The 17,467-nt window shown below is 68.7% G+C and carries 17 protein-coding genes; 7 read left to right on the forward strand and 10 right to left on the reverse strand.

The window, feature by feature from the left end; genetic code table 11:
- Positions 1 to 142: 142 nt before the first annotated feature.
- A complete protein-coding gene (clpB, locus tag VFE82_RS12745) occupies positions 143 to 2,764 on the reverse strand; it encodes an ATP-dependent chaperone ClpB (RefSeq protein ID WP_325000693.1) in 2,622 nt (873 codons plus the stop codon).
- 102 nt (positions 2,765 to 2,866) lie between these two features.
- On the opposite strand from clpB, the gene VFE82_RS12750 reads away from it, so the two are divergent.
- The gene (locus VFE82_RS12750; protein WP_325000694.1) at positions 2,867 to 3,436 is read left to right on the forward strand and encodes a hypothetical protein; all 570 of its coding nucleotides are present in this window, start codon (positions 2,867 to 2,869) and stop codon (positions 3,434 to 3,436) included.
- Here VFE82_RS12750 and VFE82_RS12755 read toward each other — a convergent pair.
- Both VFE82_RS12755 and VFE82_RS12760 read right to left on the reverse strand, forming a co-directional pair.
- Positions 3,433 to 4,680, reverse strand: a complete 1,248-nt coding sequence (locus VFE82_RS12755; RefSeq protein WP_325000695.1) for a flavin-dependent oxidoreductase — start codon at positions 4,678 to 4,680, stop codon at positions 3,433 to 3,435. The genes VFE82_RS12750 and VFE82_RS12755 overlap by 4 nt on opposite strands.
- A 13-nt stretch (positions 4,681 to 4,693) precedes the next feature.
- Positions 4,694 to 5,692 carry a tripartite tricarboxylate transporter substrate binding protein gene (locus VFE82_RS12760; RefSeq protein WP_414708762.1) on the reverse strand — a complete coding sequence of 333 codons (999 nt, stop codon included), beginning with the start codon at positions 5,690 to 5,692 and terminating at the stop codon, positions 4,694 to 4,696.
- A 72-nt stretch (positions 5,693 to 5,764) separates the two neighbouring features.
- Between VFE82_RS12760 and VFE82_RS12765 the strand changes: the two genes are divergently transcribed.
- On the forward strand, positions 5,765 to 6,280 hold the full coding sequence (locus VFE82_RS12765) for a MarR family transcriptional regulator (RefSeq protein WP_325000697.1): 516 nt from the start codon (positions 5,765 to 5,767) through the stop codon (positions 6,278 to 6,280).
- Here the strand turns inward: VFE82_RS12765 and VFE82_RS12770 are convergent, their stop codons facing one another.
- The 7 genes from VFE82_RS12770 to VFE82_RS12800 all read right to left on the reverse strand — a co-directional run bounded on the left by VFE82_RS12770 (position 6,281) and on the right by VFE82_RS12800 (position 12,817).
- A complete protein-coding gene (locus tag VFE82_RS12770) occupies positions 6,281 to 6,772 on the reverse strand; it encodes a molybdenum cofactor biosynthesis protein MoaE (RefSeq protein WP_325000698.1) in 492 nt (163 codons plus the stop codon).
- A gap of 1 nt (position 6,773) precedes the next feature.
- Entirely contained in the window at positions 6,774 to 7,025 is a 252-nt protein-coding gene (locus VFE82_RS12775; RefSeq protein WP_325000699.1) for a MoaD/ThiS family protein, read from the reverse strand.
- Positions 7,022 to 8,245, reverse strand: coding sequence for a gephyrin-like molybdotransferase Glp (gene glp, locus VFE82_RS12780; RefSeq protein ID WP_325000700.1), 1,224 nt, complete (start codon positions 8,243 to 8,245; stop codon positions 7,022 to 7,024). The genes VFE82_RS12775 and glp overlap by 4 nt, the downstream gene beginning before the upstream one ends.
- Positions 8,242 to 8,775 (reverse strand): molybdopterin-guanine dinucleotide biosynthesis protein B, encoded by a 534-nt coding sequence (gene mobB / locus VFE82_RS12785; RefSeq protein WP_325000701.1) that lies wholly within the window; start codon positions 8,773 to 8,775, stop codon positions 8,242 to 8,244. Before mobB ends, glp begins: the two co-directional genes overlap by 4 nt.
- A 7-nt stretch (positions 8,776 to 8,782) precedes the next feature.
- Positions 8,783 to 10,198, reverse strand: coding sequence for a threonine synthase (gene thrC / locus VFE82_RS12790; RefSeq protein ID WP_325000702.1), 1,416 nt, complete (start codon positions 10,196 to 10,198; stop codon positions 8,783 to 8,785).
- Positions 10,198 to 11,508, reverse strand: coding sequence for a homoserine dehydrogenase (locus VFE82_RS12795; RefSeq protein ID WP_325000703.1), 1,311 nt, complete (start codon positions 11,506 to 11,508; stop codon positions 10,198 to 10,200). The genes thrC and VFE82_RS12795 overlap by 1 nt, the downstream gene beginning before the upstream one ends.
- An 82-nt stretch (positions 11,509 to 11,590) precedes the next feature.
- Positions 11,591 to 12,817 (reverse strand): pyridoxal phosphate-dependent aminotransferase, encoded by a 1,227-nt coding sequence (locus tag VFE82_RS12800; protein ID WP_325000704.1) that lies wholly within the window; start codon positions 12,815 to 12,817, stop codon positions 11,591 to 11,593.
- 115 nt (positions 12,818 to 12,932) lie between these two features.
- Between VFE82_RS12800 and VFE82_RS12805 the strand changes: the two genes are divergently transcribed.
- From VFE82_RS12805 to VFE82_RS12825, 5 genes are all read left to right on the forward strand, one after another.
- Entirely contained in the window at positions 12,933 to 13,310 is a 378-nt protein-coding gene (locus VFE82_RS12805; protein ID WP_325000705.1) for an Mth938-like domain-containing protein, read from the forward strand.
- Between the two features lie 101 nt (positions 13,311 to 13,411).
- Positions 13,412 to 13,888: a peroxiredoxin gene (locus tag VFE82_RS12810; protein WP_325000706.1), complete on the forward strand. Its 477-nt coding sequence runs from the start codon at positions 13,412 to 13,414 to the stop codon at positions 13,886 to 13,888.
- Between the two features lie 184 nt (positions 13,889 to 14,072).
- The gene (locus tag VFE82_RS12815) at positions 14,073 to 15,746 is read left to right on the forward strand and encodes a PhoH family protein (RefSeq protein ID WP_325000707.1); all 1,674 of its coding nucleotides are present in this window, start codon (positions 14,073 to 14,075) and stop codon (positions 15,744 to 15,746) included.
- Between the two features lie 61 nt (positions 15,747 to 15,807).
- Positions 15,808 to 16,245: a DUF2844 domain-containing protein gene (locus VFE82_RS12820; RefSeq protein WP_325000708.1), complete on the forward strand. Its 438-nt coding sequence runs from the start codon at positions 15,808 to 15,810 to the stop codon at positions 16,243 to 16,245.
- Complete coding sequence (locus VFE82_RS12825; RefSeq protein WP_325000709.1) at positions 16,242 to 17,465, forward strand: DUF3443 family protein; 1,224 nt, start codon at positions 16,242 to 16,244, stop codon at positions 17,463 to 17,465. The genes VFE82_RS12820 and VFE82_RS12825 overlap by 4 nt, the downstream gene beginning before the upstream one ends.
- Positions 17,466 to 17,467 lie beyond the last annotated feature (2 nt).

Consider the following 17,467-nt stretch of genomic DNA (forward strand, 5'->3'; position numbering starts at 1 on the left):
CTGCCCGGGACGCCCACGGACCTGGCCGCCCGGGGCAAGAGGCCGCCTCGGCGCCGCGGCCTTGCCGGCGCGCGGGCGCCGGCATTCCCCAGGGACTGCCGGGCGGCTGCCCGGCTGCGCACCTGGCACGCGACCGGCCGGATCAGGCAGTCGCTTCTTCGGGTGCCGGATGGACGGCGCCGAAGTGGAACACCCCGGGCTCGCGCACCGGATCCACCTCGACCGGGATCACGCTCTTGGGCGGGAAGCGGCCTTCGAGGATCAGCCGCGACAGCGGATTCTCGATGCGCTGCTGGATCGCCCGCTTCAGCGGCCGCGCCCCGAACACCGGATCGAAGCCGACCTTGGCCAGTTCTTCCAGCGCGGCCGGCGAAACCTGCAGTGCCAGGTCCATCTTGGCCAGCCGCTGCTCCAGCACCCGCAGCTGGATCTGCGCGATCTGCGCGATGTTCTTCGCGTCCAGGGCATGGAACACGACCGTCTCGTCGATCCGGTTGAGGAACTCGGGTCGGAAGTGGTTCTTCAGCTCGTCCCAGACCGCTTCCTTCACGTCCTCGTACGGCTTGCCCACCATCGCCTGGATCATGTGCGAGCCGATGTTGCTCGTCATCACGATCACCGTGTTCTTGAAGTCCACGGTGCGGCCCTGGCCGTCGGTGAGTCGGCCGTCGTCGAGCACCTGCAGCAGCACGTTGAAGACGTCGTGGTGGGCCTTCTCGACCTCGTCGAGCAGGATCACGCTGTACGGCTTGCGCCGCACGGCCTCGGTCAGGTAACCGCCCTCCTCGTAGCCCACGTAGCCGGGCGGCGCGCCGATCAGGCGGGCCACCGAGTGCTTCTCCATGAACTCGCTCATGTCGATGCGCACCAGGTGCTCTTCGCTGTCGAACAGGAAGGTCGCCAGCGCCTTGCACAGCTCGGTCTTGCCGACCCCGGTGGGGCCCAGGAACAGGAACGAGCCGGTCGGCCGGTTCGGGTCCGCCAGGCCCGAGCGCGAGCGCCGGATGGCGTTGGCCACCGCGCTGATCGCCTCGTCCTGGCCCACCACGCGCTGGTGCAGCCGGTCTTCCATCTGCAGCAGCTTCTCGCGCTCGCCCTGCATCAGCTTGGAGACCGGGATGCCGGTGGCGCGCGCCACCACTTCGGCAATCTCCTCGGCGCCGACCTGGGTGCGCAGCAGCTGCGGCTTGCCGGTCTTGGCCTTGCCGGTTTCGGCATCCTGCGCCTCCTTGAGCTTGCGCTCCAGTTCGGGCAGCTTGCCGTACTGCAATTCGGCGACCTTGTTGAAGTCGGCCTTGCGCTTGAACTCCTCGATCTGGAACTTGACCCGGTCCATCTCCTCGCGGATCTGCGCGCTGCCCTGCGCCGTGGCCTTCTCGGCCTTCCAGATGTCCTCGAGGTCGGCGATCTCCTTGCGCAGCTTGCCGATCTCTTCCTCGATCAGGCCCAGGCGCTTGGCGGACGCCTCGTCGGTCTCCTTCTTCATCGCCTCGCGCTCGATCTGCAGCTGGATCATGCGGCGATCGAGCCGGTCGATCGCCTCGGGCTTGGAGTCGATCTCGATCTTGATCTTCGAGGCCGCCTCGTCGATCAGGTCGATCGCCTTGTCCGGCAGGAAGCGGTCGGTGATGTAGCGGTGCGAGAGCTCGGCCGCCGCCACGATGGCGGGGTCGGTGATGTCGACGCCATGGTGCGCCTCGTACTTCTCCTGCAGGCCGCGCAGGATGGCAATGGTCGCCTCGACGGTCGGCTCGCCCACCAGGATCTTCTGGAAGCGGCGCTCGAGCGCGGCGTCCTTCTCGATGTACTTGCGGTACTCGTCCAGCGTCGTGGCGCCCACGCAATGCAGCTCGCCACGCGCCAGCGCCGGCTTGAGCATGTTGCCCGCGTCCATCGCGCCCTCGGCCTTGCCGGCGCCCACCATGGTGTGCAGCTCGTCGATGAAGACGATGGTCTGGCCCTCGTCCTTGGCCAGCTCGGTCAGCACGTTCTTCAGGCGCTCCTCGAACTCGCCGCGGTACTTGGCTCCCGCCAGCAGTGCAGCCATGTCGAGCGACAACACACGCTTGTTCTTCAGGCTCTCGGGCACCTCGCCCGCAACGATCCGCTGGGCCAGCCCTTCGACGATGGCGGTCTTGCCGACACCCGGCTCGCCGATCAGCACCGGGTTGTTCTTGGTACGCCGCTGCAGGACCTGGATGGCGCGGCGGATTTCCTCGTCGCGGCCGATCACCGGGTCGAGCTTGCCGCGCCGGGCGCGTTCGGTGAGGTCCAGGCAGTACTTCTTCAGCGCCTCGCGCTTGCCCTCTGCCTCGGCGCTGTCCACGCTCTGGCCCCCGCGCACGGCGTCGATCGCCGATTCGAAGGACTTGCGCGACAGGCCGTTCTCGCGGGCGATGCGCCCGATGTCCTGCTTGCTGTCGGCCAGTGCGAGCAGGAACAGTTCGCTGGCAATGTATTCGTCGCCACGCTTGAGGCCCTCCTTCTCGGCGGCCTGCAGCAGCGGCACGAGCTCGCGTCCGACCTGGACCTGCTCCTGGCCCTGCACCTGCGGACGCTTGTGCATCGCGGTCTCGGCGGCGGCCAGCAGGCCGGGGATGTTGACGCCGGCCCGCTGGAGCAGGGCGCGCGGTCCGTCCTCCTGGCGCAGCATGGCCACCAGGAGGTGCTCGGGTTCGATGTAGGCGTGGTCGTTGGCCAGTGCGAGGCTCTGGGCCTCCCCCAGGGCCTCCTGGAACTTGGTGGTGAGTTTGTCGAGTCGCATGGCGAAATCTCCGGTTGGACCCCAGCTTAGGCTTGGCCACAGGTTTTCAAGGGTCAATTCCAGCCGGTCCATGGCCCCCAGGGCTGACTAGAATCACGCGCCATGCAGATCCACCAGCTCTCGGTGACCTACCAGCCCGAACAGGACCGCCTCCTGCTGCGGGTGAACAGCACCGCGGGCGAGGAGATGCGGCTGTGGCTCACGCGCCGACTCATGCTGGGCCTGTGGCCGCTGGTCAGTCGGCTGCAGACCGAGCAGTTGCTCAAGCTCGAGGCCGCCGGCACCGCCCTGGACAGCGCCGACGAGGAGCTGCGCCGCATGCTGGCGGACTTCCGCAAGGAGGAATTCCTGCAGCGTGCCGACTTCGAAACGCCCTACCAGGACCAGTCGACACTCCCGCTGGGCGTCGATCCGCTGCTCGTCACCGACGTCGATGCCACGCCGCTGCCCGACGGCCGCACCCGGCTGTCGCTGAACGAGCGCGCCTCGGTGCGCGGCGGCGAGAAGCCGCGCGGCTTCCAGCTGGAGCTCGATCCCCGCCTGATGCAGGGGCTGCTGCATCTGCTGGAGCAGGCCCTGGCCACTGCCCAGTGGCGCGAGCCGTTCACCGCGCCGCTGGCCGGGCAGGATGCCGAGGGCGACGAGGCCTCGCGGCCGCGCTACCTGAACTAGCCCGCCGCGGCTGGCGGCGTCGGCTGCAGGCTCTCGAGCGAGAACCCGGCAACGCGCTTGTAGTCATCGGAGATGCGCCGCAGTTCGTCCTGGCTGATCAGGTCGTCGACGCTTCCCGCGAACGGCTTGCCGCCGCTCAGCTCGTCGGCGCGCATGATGATGAAGTCGGGTGGCACGGTGCGGTTGGTCTGGACGATCCTCGCCGTCGGCTGCAGCCGCTTGTCCTGGTAGCGCGCCAGCGCCAGCCCCGGCTCGGCTCCGGCCAGTTCGTCGGCCAGCACCCGCGCGTCGATCAGCGCCTGCGCCGAGCCGTTGGAGCCGCGCGGATACATCGGATGGGCGGCATCGCCGAGCAGGGTCACGCGATCGAAGGTCCAGCGCGGGACCGGGTCGCGGTCGACCATCGGGTATTCGAAGATCTGCGACGCGCCGCGGATCAGCGCCGGCACGTCCAGCCACTCAAAGCGCCAGTCCGCGAAGATGTCCAGGAAGTCCTCCGGACGGCCGGGCTTGTTCCAGTCGTTCATCGCGGCGCCGGGCCGCTGGATCTCGGCGACCCAGTTCACCAGTTGGCCGCCCTGCCCGTCCACGTTGTCGACGATCGGGTAGATCACCATCTTGCCGGTCTCGATGGAGCCGATACGCAGGTAGCTCTTGCCGGTCAGGATGGGACGATGCACCGTGACACCGCGCCAGGTGTTGATGCCAGCGAAGGCGAGCTGCTCGTGCGGATAGAACTGGCGGCGCAGGGCCGAATTGACGCCGTCGCAGGCCACGACGGCGTCGGCGCGGACAGTGGTCGTGGCACCCGAGCTCGCCTGCATCTGCAGGGTGGCGCCACCGGCATCCTGCTCCAGCCCGACGCAGCGGTGGTCCAGGTGCAGCGCCTGCGGCCCCAGGCGCTCGAGGACCGCGTCGTACAGCACGCGGTGCAGCTTGCCGCGGTGGATGCCGACCTCCGGCAGCGGATAGCCGGCGTGGCGGCCGCGCGGCTCGCGGTAGATGAACTGACCCCAGCGGTTGAAGAACACGCTCTCGAGGTTCTCGATCCCCTGCTCGGCGAGGCGCTCGTGCAGGCCCAGCGCCTGGAGCTCGCGCATGGCGTGCGGCAGCAGGGTGATCCCGACCCCGACTTCCCGCACCTGGGGCACGGATTCATAGACGGCGCAGCGAAGGCCGCGCTGGTGCAGCGACAGGGCGAGCGCGAGGCCGCCGATGCCGCCGCCGACGATTGCGATCTGCATCGGTGGACGACCTCTATTCGGCGGTGATGCCCTGCGCGCGGATCAGGGTCGCCCAGCGGGTGGCGTCCTGCTCGACCAGGCGTCGGAACTCCTCGGGCGTGCTGCCGGCCGGATCCATGCCCTGGGTCTCGAAGGCCGTGCGCACATCCGGCAGCGAGAGGATGTCCTTGAGCTCGCGGTTCAGGCGGGACACATGGTCGGGCGACGTGCCCGGCGGCGCGAAGATGCCGTACCACATGGCGACGTTGACGTCGCCGGCGCGCGCCTCGGCCAGGGTGGGCACCTGGGGCAGCAGCGGGTGGCGCTTGTCGCTGCCGATCCCCAGGGCCACCAGCTTGCCCGCCTTGACGTGCGGCAGGGCCACGTGGATCGGCAGGAACATCAACTCGATCTGCCCGCCCAGCAGGTCGGTCACGGCGGGCGCGGTGCCGCGGTACGGAATGTGGGTGAGGAACAGGCTGTTGGTCGCCTTGAACAGCTCCATCGACAGGTGGTGGGGCGTGCCCACGCCCGGGCTGGCGTAGTTGATCCGGCCCGGCCGAGCCTTGGCGTCGCGCAGCAGGTCGGCTGCCGTGCGCCACGGCGCGGCAGGACTGGCCACCAGCAGCAGCTGGCCCCAGCTGGTGAGCGACACCGGCGTGAGATCCTTGACCGGGTCGAAGGACAGCCGCGGATACAGGCTGCGGTTCATCACCAGCGTGTTGACGCTGACCAGCAGCGTGCTGCCGTTGGGCGCGGAACGCACCACCGCTTCGGTGCCGATGTTGCCGGAGGCGCCGGCGCGGTTGTCGACCACCACCGGACGGCCCAGCCGTTCACCGAGCTTGGGGCCGACGGTGCGGGCGATGAGGTCGATGCCCGTGCCCGGCGTGAACGGCACGATCAGGCGCAGCGGCACGCCCTGCCCCGCCTGTTGCGCCGTCTGCGCCAGCGCGCCCGCTGGCCAGCACCCGAGCGCCGAGGCGAGCGAGCCCGCCAACGCGGCCCCCAGCAGCGCGCGCCGGTGCGGCATCAGCCGATCGGTGGGATGTCGCATTGTTTGCATGCTAACAAGTATGGGCAGCAGGGACGCGAGGCACAATCCATGGATTCCCTAGTCGAGCTTTCCCACGTGCCCCAGAAGCCTTCCGCCACCCTGTCGCGCCTCTATGCGCGGCCAGGATTCCTGCTTCGGCGCGCACACCAGATCTCCGCCGCGGTGTTCGAGGACGAGTGCCGCGACCTGCAGCTGACCCCCGCGCAGTTCGGCGTGCTGACGGTGCTGGACGCACATCCCGGACTGGGGCAGTCCAACCTCGCCCGTGCGCTGGGCTTCGACAAGGTCACGGTCCTGCGGGTGCTGCGCGGCCTGGAAACGCGGGGGCTGGTGGAGCGCCAGACCGAGGAGGGCAAGCGCAACGTGTCGGTGGCGCTCACGCCGGCCGGCGTGCAGGTCCTCGCCCAGGCGCAACGTCCGGCCGAGCGCGCCTACCGCCGGCTGCTCGGGCCGCTGGACGCGCAGCAGCAGGACCAGCTGCTCCAGCTGCTGCAATTGCTGACCGGTGAACTCGAGGACCACGCGCGCGCCGCCTTCGTGCCACCGGCCGAGCCGCGGGCCTGATCAGGTCACCGTGCCGTTGTCGGCGCGAATGCCCCAGCGGGCCAGCGCGGCGTCGTCGCTCACCCGCGCGTCGACCCAGCGCGCCCCCTGCGGCGTGCGCTCCTTCTTCCAGAACGGTGCCTGCGTCTTCAGGTAGTCCATCAGGAACTCGCAGGCCTGGAAGCTCTGGCCGCGGTGGGCTGACGTGACAGCCGCCAGCACGATCTGCTCGCCAGGCCGCAGCAGCCCGACGCGGTGCACGACCCGGGCAGCATAGATGTCGAAACGTCGGTGCGCCTCTTCGATCATCGCCTCGATCGACTTCTCGGTCATCCCGGGGTAGTGCTCCAGCTCCATGTCGAGCACGGTCTCGCTGGCGCCAGGGCTGGCTGCACGCACCGTGCCGACGAAGCTGCAGACGGCCCCCACGCGGTGGTCCGCCTGGCGCAGTTGCGCGAGTTCGCGGGCGACGTCGAAGTCGTCCGTCTGGATCGACACGCGCGCGCCCGCCATCTCAGCCGCCCGTGACAGGAGGGAAGAAGGCCACCTCGCAGCCCTCGCGCAGCGGGGCGTCGTCCGCGGCCATCACCTGGTCGAGCGCCATCCGCACCGCGCGCTGCGGCGCGAGCGCCTGCGCGTAGGGCTCGCCCAGGGCGACCAGCTCCTCCCGCAGCGCACGCAACGTGGAAGCGGCGGTCTCGCGCTGCTCGCTGCCGCGGCCCAGCGCCTCGCGGACCGAAGCGAAATACCGCAGGGTGACCCTCATGCGTCTAGCTCCGCGAACGGCAGGAAGCGCACCAGGTCGCCGTGGGCAATCGCCTGGCCGGGCGGGTTGTCCAGCAGCCCGTCGGCCCAGACGGTGGACGTCAGGACACCCGAGCTCTGGTTGGCGAACAGGTCGAGGCCGCCTTGCGCGTTGCGCGCCACGCGCAGGAACTCGCGACGGCGGTCGGGACGCGGCCAGTCGAAGTGGGCCGGCAGCAGCAGCGGCGCCGGCAGGACGCGCTGCGCGCCTTGCAGCCGCAGCAGGAAGGGCCGCACCAGCAGCAGGAAGGTGACGAAGCTCGACACCGGGTTGCCGGGCAATCCGATGAAATGTGCGTCGCCGATCCGGCCGTGCGCGAACGGCTTGCCGGGCTTCATCGCGATCTGCCAGAGGTCCAGCGAGCCCAGTGCCTGCACCGCCGGCTTGACGTGGTCCTCCTCGCCGACCGACACGCCGCCGCTGGTCAGGATGAGGTCATGGTCGACCGCGGCGCCCCGCATCGCCTCGACGGTCGCCTCGCGCCGGTCGGGCACGATGCCCAGGTCGGTGACCTCGCAGCCGCAGCGGGCGAGCAGGCGACGCAGGAAGAAGCGGTTCGAGTTGTAGATCGCGCCGGGACGCATCTGGTCGGGCGGCACCGTGCCCGGCATGACCAGTTCGTCGCCCGTGGAGAACAGCGCCACCCGGGGCCGGCGCGCCACCCGCACCCGGTCCCGGCCGATGCCGGCGGCCAGGCCACACGCGGCCGGACCGAGGCGCTGCCCCTGCCGCAGCACCACGGCGCCACGGGTGACGTCCTCGCCGCTGCGCCGGATCCACTGGCCGGCGTCGGGCACGCGCAGGATGCGCACGACGCCATCGGCCAGTTCGGTGTCCTCCTGCATCACGATCGCGTCGGCGCCCGCGGGGACCGGTGCACCGGTGAAGATGCGCGCCGCCGTCCCGGGCTGCAACGGCTGGGCCGGCTGGCCGGCAGCGATGCGTTGGCTCACGGGCAGCGGCACGCCTTCGTCGGCGATCTCGGCCAGCCGGACGGCGTAGCCATCCATCGAGCTGTTGTCGTGCGGTGGCACCTGCAACGCGGAGACGAGGTCCTCGGCCAGCACGCGTCCGTCCGCGTCGAAGGTCGCGACCTCCTCCGTTGCGCCGAGCGCCGCCGCACGGCCCAGCAGGTCGTCGAGGGCGTCGTCGAGCGAACGCAGCGGCGGGCGGGAGCTCACGCGTACATCTCCGGGTGGTACTCGAACCGGTCTCCATTGTCGACCAGCCACTGCGCGAGTGCATCGGGGTCGTTCAGGTCCAGCACCGGCCGAAGGGTGGCTTGCGGCAACTGCCCGGGCGCGTCGGTGGCGATCGCCACGATGAAGTCGTCGTCGGGATAGCGCACGTTGCCATTCGCCTGCGGCCGCCAAACCTCGACCTTGAGCAGGTTGCTCTCCTTGAAGCCTTCCACCAGCACCCAGTCCACCCCTTCGTACAGCTCGGCCAGCAACTGATGGACGGTGAGCTGGGCGGGCTGCTCGAACTCGCGCACCAGCGCCAGGCGGCGGTTGGAAGCCGCCACCACTTCGAACGCGCCGGCTTCGCGGTGGCGCCAGGTGTCCTTGCCGGGGTGGTCGATGTCGAAGTTGTGGTGCGCGTGCTTGACCACCGAGACGCGCAGGCCGCGCAGCTTCAGGGCGGGAATCACCCGCTCCACCAGGGTGGTCTTGCCCGAGCCGGAGTAGCCCGCGAAACCGACGACCTTCATGGCGGCCTCAGGCGCAGTGGGCGGCGATGTACGCCTGGACCTGCGCAGTGTCGGGTGGCAGCACGGTGACGCGCTTGGGCAGCAGTTCGATGCCCTCGTACTTGGCGGGGCGCTGCGGCTCGCGGCCGAGCGCCTCGACGATGGTGGCGGCGAACTTGACCGGCAGGGCCGTTTCCAGCACGACCATGGGAACGCCGGGCTGCAGGAACTGGCGCGCGACCTTCAGTCCGTCTGCGGTGTGCGTGTCGATCATCACATGCAGCCGCTCCCAGGTGTCGCGGATGGTGGCCAGCCGGTCGGCATGGGTGCTGCGGCCACTGACGAAGCCGTAGCGGGAGGCCGCCTCACGGAACGCAGGATCGGCGCTCAGGTCGAAGCGGCCCGTGCGCGACAGCTCGTCGCCGAAGAGCGCCCGGACCCGGCCCCCGTCACGGCCCAGCAGGTCAAACACGAAACGCTCGAAATTGCTCGCCTTGCTGATGTCCATCGACGGGCTGGAGGTCTCGTGCGTGTCGGCGCCGGTGCGCACCCGGTACACGCCGGTGCGGAAGAACTCGTCGAGGACGTCGTTCTCGTTGGTGGCGAGCACCAGGCGCTCGATCGGCAGGCCCATCATCCGGGCGACGTGGCCGGCGCAGATGTTGCCGAAGTTGCCCGACGGCACCGCGAAGCTCACGCGCTGGTCGTTGCCGGCCGTCGCCTGGAAGTAACCGGCGAAGTAGTACACCACCTGGGCCACCAGGCGCGCCCAGTTGATCGAGTTGACGGTGCCGATGCGGTACCGGCGCTTGAACGCGAGGTCGTTCGAGACGGCCTTGACGATGTCCTGGCAGTCGTCGAACACGCCCTGGATGGCCAGGTTGTGGATGTTGGCGTCCTGCAGGCTGAACATCTGCGCCTGCTGGAACGGGCTCATGCGCCCGTGCGGCGATGTCATGAAGACCCGCACACCCTTCTTGCCGCGCATGGCGTACTCGGCGGCGCTGCCGGTGTCACCCGACGTCGCGCCCAGGATGTTCAGCTCCTCGCCGCGCCGCGCCAGCTCGTACTCGAACAGGTTGCCCAGCAGCTGCATGGCCATGTCCTTGAAGGCCAGGGTCGGGCCGTTGGACAGTGCCTCGAGGACCAGGCCGTCCTCCAGCCGCTTGAGCGGGACGATCTCGGGCGAGCCGAACACGTCGGCGGTGTAGGTCCGGGCGCAGAGCGCGCGCAGGTCGGCGGCCGGGATGTCGTCGATGTACAGCGACAGGATCTCGAACGCGAGCTCGTGGTAGGACAGCCCGCGCCAGCGCGAGAGCGTGGCCGCATCGACCTGCGGATAGCGCTCGGGCAGGTACAGGCCGCCGTCCGGCGCCAGGCCTTCCAGCAGGATCTCGCAGAAGTGCTTGCGGTCCGGGTGGCCGCGCGTCGACAGGTACCGCATCAGCGCAGCTCTTCCTTGCGGATGCGCACGATGGGCGCCAGCACGGTCGCAAGGGCCTGCACCTGGGCCAGCACGCCGTCCATCGTGCCCTCGCGCACGTCGTGCGTGAGGATGATCAGGTCGGTCTGCTTCTCGCCCTCGCCGGCTTCCCGTTGCAGCATCGCGTCGACCGAGACGCCTGCCGCGGCGAGCAGGCCGGTCACCTCGGCCAGCACGCCGGCCTGGTCGGCCACCCGCAACCGCAGGTAGTAGCTAGTCACGACCTCGGCCATCGGCAGCACCGGCTGGTCGCTCATCTGGTCGGGCTGGAACGCCAGGTGCGGCACGCGATGCGCCGCGTCGACCGTGTGCAGGCGCGTGACGTCGACCAGGTCGGCGATGACCGCGCTGGCGGTTGGCTCGCTGCCGGCGCCCTTGCCGTAGTAGAGGGTGGTGCCGACGGCGTCGCCATGCACCACGACCGCGTTCATCGCGCCCTCGACGTTCGCCAGCAGACGCTTGGCCGGCACCAGGCTCGGATGCACGCGCAGCTCGATCCCCTTGGCGGTGCGCTTGGTGATCCCCAGCAGCTTGATGCGGTAGCCCAGCTGTTCCGCATAGCGGATGTCCTGCGCGCCCAGCCTGGTGATGCCCTCCACGTAGGCTTTGCCGAACTGCACCGGGATGCCGAACGCGATCGCGCTCATGATCGTGGCCTTGTGCGCAGCGTCCACGCCTTCGATGTCGAAGGTGGGGTCCGCTTCCGCGTAGCCCAGCCGCTGCGCCTCCTTCAGGACCACGTCGAAGTCCAGGCCCTTGTCCCGCATCTCCGACAGGATGAAGTTGGTGGTGCCGTTGATGATGCCGGCGATCCACTCGATGCGGTTGGCCGTCAGGCCCTCGCGCAGTGCCTTGATGATGGGAATGCCGCCGGCGACAGCCGCCTCGAAGGCGACCATCACGCCACGCTGGTGGGCGGCCGCAAAGATCTCGGTGCCATGCACGGCCAGCAGCGCCTTGTTGGCCGTGACCACGTGCTTGCCCGCTGCGATGGCTTCCATGACCAGCTGCCGCGCGATGCCGTAGCCCCCGATCAGCTCCACCACGATGTCGATGTCGGGGTTGGCGATGATCTCCCGGGCGTCCTTCACGACGCGGGCGGCGTCGCCGACGATCGACTGCGCACGGGCGGTGTCCAGGTCCGCCACCATGGTGACGGCGATGCCGCGGCCGGCGCGGCGCTGGATCTCCTGCTGGTTGCGCTGCAGGACGTTGAAGACGCCGCTGCCGACGGTGCCGATGCCCAGCAGGCCGACCTGGATGGCTTTCATCTTGCCTCCCGGCGAGCCGCGGGGCAGCGGGCAGGTGCGGCCCCGGCGGGCAGCGAAGACACGGAATGCGGAGCGTGGGGGCTCATGAACTGTGGCGCTTGCGGTAGTTGTCGAGGAATCTGGCGATGCGGCCGATCGCTTCGCGCAGGTCGTCTTCGTGCGGCAGGAAGACGATGCGGAAGTGCTGGTTGTCGGGATAGTTGAACCCCGACCCCTGGACCAGCATGACCCGGGTTTCCTGCAGCATCTCGAGGAAGAACTGGCGGTCGTCGCGGATCGGATAGAGCGCGGGATCGAGCCGGGGGAACATGTACAGCGCGGCCCGCGGCTTCACGCAGGTGACGCCCGGGATGGCGGTGATCAGCTCGTGGGCGAGATCGCGCTGGCGGCGCAGGCGGCCACCCGGGGCGATCAGCTCGTTGATGCTCTGGTAGCCGCCCAGCGCGGTCTGGATCGCGTACTGGCCCGGCACGTTGGCGCACAGCCGCATGTTCGAGAGCATGGTCAGGCCCTCGATGTAGTCGGCCGCTGCGCGCTTGTCGCCCGAGACCACGAGCCAGCCGGCGCGGTAGCCACAGGAGCGGTAGCTCTTGGACAGCGAATTGAACGTGAGCGTGAGCACGTCCTCGGACAGGCTGGCGATCGCGGTGTGCCGGACGTCGTCGTACAGCACCTTGTCGTAGACCTCGTCGGCCAGGATCACCAGGCCGTGCTGGCGCGCGATGTCGACGATGGCGCGCAGCAGGTCGTCCGAGTAGAGCGCGCCGGTCGGGTTGTTCGGGTTGATGACGACGATGCCCTTGGTCTGCGGCGTGATCTGGCGGCGGATGTCGTCCAGGTCCGGCATCCAGCCGTTGGCCTCGTCGCAGCGGTAGTGCACCGGCGTGCCGCCCGACAGGCTGGTGGCCGCCGTCCACAGCGGGTAGTCGGGGGAAGGCAGCAGCAGTTCGTCGCCGTCGTCCAGCAGCGCATTGGTCGCCATGGCGATCAGCTCGCTTGCACCGTTGCCCAGGTAGACGTCGTCGAGCGTGACGCCCTTGATGCCCTGCTGCTGGGTGTAGTGCATCACTGCCTTGCGGGCGGCGAAGATCCCCTTGCTGTCCGAGTACCCGGCGGAGTTGCCGAGGTTGCGGATCATGTCCTGCTGGATCTCTTCGGGCGCATCGAAACCGAACACGGCGAGGTTGCCGATGTTCAGCTTGATGATCTTGTGGCCCTCTTCTTCCATCTGCCGGGCCGCATCCATGATGGGCCCGCGGATGTCGTACAGGACGTTGGCCAGCTTGGCGGATTTCTGGACGGTCTTCAAAGCCCCTCCTGCAGCGGCATCTTCAAGGGTGAAAACCTATAATTTGACCATAGTTCCGCTGGGCCACTCGCTGCGCCCTGCGCGGCCCCACATCCCTTCCCCCCTCTGTGCACCCATGAAGCTCCAGCCCGACCGCATCGACGTGCAGGCCATCACCGGGCATGGCCCGGGCTGGGTCGGCGTGAACACGGAGAAGATCACGCACAGTGTGATCATCGGCTCGCGTGGCGAGCGCATCGATTGGCCCGCGCAGCGCTTCGAGGAGCTGGGTGCCGAGCACTTCGCCAAGCTGGCCGAGCTGCGTCCCGAAGTCGTGATCTTCGGCAGCGGCAGCCGCATCCGTTTCCCGAAAACCGCCTGGCTGCGTCCCCTGCTTGACGGCGGGATCGGCCTGGAAACGATGGACACCGCGGCGGCCTGCCGCACCTACAACATCCTCGCTCACGAGGGGCGCCACGTCGCTGTCGCGCTGCTCCTGGAACCGCCGGGCTGAGCGGCCCTGCTGGAGGGGGATTGGGGTAAAATTACATATTGCGGCCGACTTAGCGCGACGGTCCAGCAACGAGCAACCCCTGTCACACGAGCAAAAAATCCATGGCGATCGTTGTCAACAAGCCCATCCCCGAATTCGAAGCGAACGCCACGGGCGGCCTCAAGGTCAGCAATACCTCGCATCTGGGGCATATCCTGGTGTTGTACTTCTATCCGAAGGACAACACCCCGGGCTGCACGACCGAGGCCATGCAGTTCCGTGACAAGTACAAGGACTTCGTGAAGGCGGGCGCCACCGTGTTCGGCGTCTCGCGTGACAACATGAAGTCGCACGACGACTTCAAGGCCAAGCTGGAGCTGCCCTTCGAACTGATCGCGGACACCGAAGAAAAGATGTGCCACATGTTCGGCGTGGTCAAGAACAAGATCATGTACGGCAAGAAGGTCAAGGGCATCGAGCGCAGCACCTTCCTCATCGGCGCCGACGGCATCCTCAAGCAGGAGTGGCGCGGCCTGAAGGTTCCCGGCCACGTGGACGACGTGCTCAAGGCCGTGAAGCTGCTGAAGAAGGCTGCATGACGCCGTGACGTCTGGTAGCAACACGCTGCCGGCCGACATCGGGGCGCCAGGGGCGTCGTGTATCATGAATTCATGCTGTTGATCTCGGCGCTCTGCGTCGTCACCGCACACGAAGAACAAGCCGCCCGGCTCGCCTGGCGGCTTTTTCGTTTGATGACCCTCTCATCCGGGACTCCCCTGCCCTATGCCGCTGCCCCCCGCTCCCACGAAACGCGCCGCCCTGCTCCCGACCGAGGCCTACGATGCTCCGGCCCGGTCCTCGCACAAGGCAGCGCGAAAATCGGAGTCGCCCGGCGCGGAAGCGGTCGTCGCTGAACGGCCGCAGGTCGAGGACTTCGACCCGAGGACCGGCGGCGAGCTCGAGCCGCCGCTGGCCTACGTGGACGAGGCCCCCGCAGCCGAGAAGCCGGCGGCCCGCCGCCGCGCCGCCGCCACGGAACCCGCGCCCCGCCGCAAGCCCAAGTCGACCGGCCCGAGCAAGCTGTTCGTGCTCGACACCAACGTGCTGATGCACGATCCGATGTGCCTGTTCCGCTTCGAGGAGCATGACATCTTCCTGCCGATGATCGTGCTGGAAGAGCTCGACGGGCACAAGAAGGGCACCACCGAGGTCGCCCGCAACGCGCGCCAGGCCAGCCGCTCGCTCGACCAGCTGGCCGGCGCGCAGGGCGCGGACATCGGTGCCGGGTTGAAGCTCGACACCACGGGCCACGGCGAGGCCGGCGGCTGCCTGTTCTTCCAGACCCAGGCGCTGGCCAACCATCTGCCCTCCAGCCTGCCCCAGGGCAAGGCCGACAACCAGATCCTGGGCGTGGTGCAGGCGCTGCGCGAGCAGCACGCACCGCGCGACGTCGTGCTGGTGTCCAAGGACATCAACATGCGCGTCAAGGCGCGCGCACTGGGACTCAAGACCGAGGACTACCGCAACGACAAGACGCTGGACGACCTCGACCTGATGTACTCGGGCGCGCTCGCGCTGCCAGCCGACTTCTGGGCCAAGCACGGCAAGACGGTCGAGAGCTGGCAGAGTGGGCAGCACACCTTCTACCGGGTCACCGGCCCGGTCGTGCCCAGCCTGATGATCAACCAGTTCGTGTACTTCGAAGCGCCGGGCGAGCCCAGCCTCTATGCACGCGTGACCGAGATCCGCGGCAAGACCGCGGTGCTGCGCACGCTCAAGGACTATGGTCATCTGAAGAACGCGGTCTGGGGCGTCACCACTCGCAACCGCGAGCAGAACTTCGCGATGAATCTGCTGATGGACCCGGAGGTCGACTTCGTGTCGCTCACGGGCACGGCGGGCACCGGCAAGACGCTGATGGCCCTGGCAGCGGGCCTGACGCAGGTGCTCGACGAGCGTCGCTACACCGAGATCATCATGACGCGCGCCACGGTCAGCGTGGGTGAGGACATCGGCTTCCTGCCGGGCACCGAGGAAGAGAAGATGGGGCCCTGGATGGGTGCGCTCGACGACAACCTCGAGGTGCTGGGCAAGACCGACACCGGTGCGGGTGAATGGGGCCGCGCGGCGACCAACGAGCTGATCCGCAGCAAGATCAAGATCAAGAGCATGAACTTCATGCGCGGACGCACGTTCCTGAACAAGTACGTCATCCTGGACGAGGCGCAGAACCTCACGCCCAAGCAGATGAAGACACTGATCACCCGCGCGGGTCCCGGCACCAAGATCATCTGCATGGGCAACCTGGCGCAGATCGACACGCCCTACCTCACCGAAGGCTCGTCCGGACTCACCTTCGCCGTCGACAAGTTCAAGGGCTGGCCCCACAGCGGCCACATCACCCTGGCGCGCGGCGAACGCTCACGCCTGGCCGACTTCGCCAGCGAAGTGCTGTAGCCGGCGCCGGGAACCTGAGCACCGGTGCGGGCTCCCACCAGGACCCGCACCGGAGACCTGCATGAAGACCCTTCTCGCCACCGCCCTGCTGGCCTGCGCCGGCTCCGCGGGCGCCTCGCTCGGATCGCGCCTGGAGGCCAGCGCCCCCGACACGCGTGCAGCGCTCACGCAGGAGCATCCGGCCACGGGCGCCGACTACCTGCACCAGCAGCACGAACTGGACACGGGCACGACCGTGCATGAATTCGCCGACCTGCACGGCACCGTCTTCGCGGTGACCTGGTCCGGCCCCTTCCTGCCGGACCTGCGGGCACTGCTCGGGCCGTCGTTCTCGGCGCTGACCCAGGCGCAGGACGGATCGCGCGGTCGCACCTCCGCCCTCAGCATCTCGCGCCCCGATCTGGTCGTCATGTCCGCCGGCCGCATGGGAGCCTTCCAGGGCCGCGCCTGGCTGCCCGCACAATTGCCCGTCGGATTCGATCCACGCACCCTTCCGTGACACGACCCCAACTCCTCCGGTTCGCCTCCTGGCTGCCCGCCTTCCTTCTGTTCACGTTCCTGGCCGGCTGCGGTGGTGGCGGTGGAGGAAGCCCCGCCCCCACGCGGCTGCAGAACACGAACACCGTCGCAGGCCCGTCGATCCCCGGCGGCAACGTGCTGGCGATCCGCGTGGACCGCGGCACCGACGGTTCCGCGTTCAATTCACCGTTCGTGACGGTGACCATCTGCGAGCCCGGCACCTCGACCTGTGTCGACGTCGACCGCGTGATCGTTGACACCGGCTCGAACGGCCTTCGGCTCTCGGCGTCGGCACTGTCGGGCGTCACGCTCCCCCGGGTGACGAACGCTTCCAGCGATCCCGTGGGCGAATGCGCCCAGTTCGCCAGCGGCTTCACGTGGGGCGGCGTGCGTCGCGCCGACGTCCGCCTGGCGACTCTCACCGCCCCCAGCGTTCCGATCCAGGTCATTGCCGACGGGCAACTGCCCGTGCCGCCGGCAGCCTGCAGTGGAACCGGCGCCAACCTGGGCGCCTCCTCCGGCATCAACGGAATCCTGGGGGTCGGGCTGCGCGAGCAAGACTGCGGCACGAGCTGCGCGACCACGCTCACCGGGGTCTACTACGGTTGCTCCGGCAACGCCTGCACGGCGACGAGGTTGCCGGTCGCCTCGCAGGTGACGAACCCGGTGTCGCGGCTTCCCACCGACAACAACGGCGTGGTCGTCGTGCTTCCTCCCGTGCCGACCGGTGGCGCAGCGGTCGTCACGGGTTCGCTGGTCCTGGGCATCGACACGCAGCCGAACAACCAGCTGGGAAGCGCCACGGTGCTGACGGCGGACGCACAGGGCTTCTTCACCACGGTCTACAACGGCGTGACCTATCCCAAGAGCTTCCTGGACAGCGGCTCGAACGGCCTGTTCTTCGCAGACCCGGGCATTCCGAACTGCTCGCCGAACCCGGACTTCTATTGCCCGACGAGCACCCTGGCGCTGAATGCGACGCAGATCGGGGCGAACGGAACGTCCAGGGCGATCGACTTCACCATCGAAAGCGTCGGCGCGCTGACGGCCAACACGGCCGCGGCCAACGTCGCGGGCAGCGCAGGGTCGTTGACACAGAGCTTCGACTGGGGTCTGCCGTTCTTCTTCGGCCGCAGCGTCTACGTGGCGATCTCGGGCGCCGGCACCAGCGCGGGACCGGGCCCCTTCTGGGCCTACTGAGA

The organism is Ramlibacter sp. (assembly GCF_035655895.1).
Lineage (GTDB): Bacteria > Pseudomonadota > Gammaproteobacteria > Burkholderiales > Burkholderiaceae_C > Ramlibacter.

Bases quoted from the DNA above. Each gene is read 5' to 3' on its own strand.
- thrC (WP_325000702.1), bottom strand. From the start codon at position 10,198: ATGCGGTACCTGTCGACGCGCGGCCACCCGGACCGCAAGCACTTCTGC.
- VFE82_RS12755 (WP_325000695.1), bottom strand. From the start codon at position 4,680: ATGCAGATCGCAATCGTCGGCGGCGGCATCGGCGGCCTCGCGCTCGCC.
- VFE82_RS12765 (WP_325000697.1), top strand. From the start codon at position 5,765: ATGGATTCCCTAGTCGAGCTTTCCCACGTGCCCCAGAAGCCTTCCGCC.
- clpB (WP_325000693.1), bottom strand. From the start codon at position 2,764: ATGCGACTCGACAAACTCACCACCAAGTTCCAGGAGGCCCTGGGGGAG.
- VFE82_RS12795 (WP_325000703.1), bottom strand. From the start codon at position 11,508: ATGAAAGCCATCCAGGTCGGCCTGCTGGGCATCGGCACCGTCGGCAGC.
- VFE82_RS12775 (WP_325000699.1), bottom strand. From the start codon at position 7,025: ATGAGGGTCACCCTGCGGTATTTCGCTTCGGTCCGCGAGGCGCTGGGC.
- VFE82_RS12760 (WP_414708762.1), bottom strand. From the start codon at position 5,692: ATGCCGCACCGGCGCGCGCTGCTGGGGGCCGCGTTGGCGGGCTCGCTC.
- VFE82_RS12810 (WP_325000706.1), top strand. From the start codon at position 13,412: ATGGCGATCGTTGTCAACAAGCCCATCCCCGAATTCGAAGCGAACGCC.
- VFE82_RS12750 (WP_325000694.1), top strand. From the start codon at position 2,867: ATGCAGATCCACCAGCTCTCGGTGACCTACCAGCCCGAACAGGACCGC.
- mobB (WP_325000701.1), bottom strand. From the start codon at position 8,775: ATGAAGGTCGTCGGTTTCGCGGGCTACTCCGGCTCGGGCAAGACCACC.
- VFE82_RS12805 (WP_325000705.1), top strand. From the start codon at position 12,933: ATGAAGCTCCAGCCCGACCGCATCGACGTGCAGGCCATCACCGGGCAT.
- VFE82_RS12820 (WP_325000708.1), top strand. From the start codon at position 15,808: ATGAAGACCCTTCTCGCCACCGCCCTGCTGGCCTGCGCCGGCTCCGCG.
- VFE82_RS12770 (WP_325000698.1), bottom strand. From the start codon at position 6,772: ATGGCGGGCGCGCGCGTGTCGATCCAGACGGACGACTTCGACGTCGCC.
- VFE82_RS12815 (WP_325000707.1), top strand. From the start codon at position 14,073: ATGCCGCTGCCCCCCGCTCCCACGAAACGCGCCGCCCTGCTCCCGACC.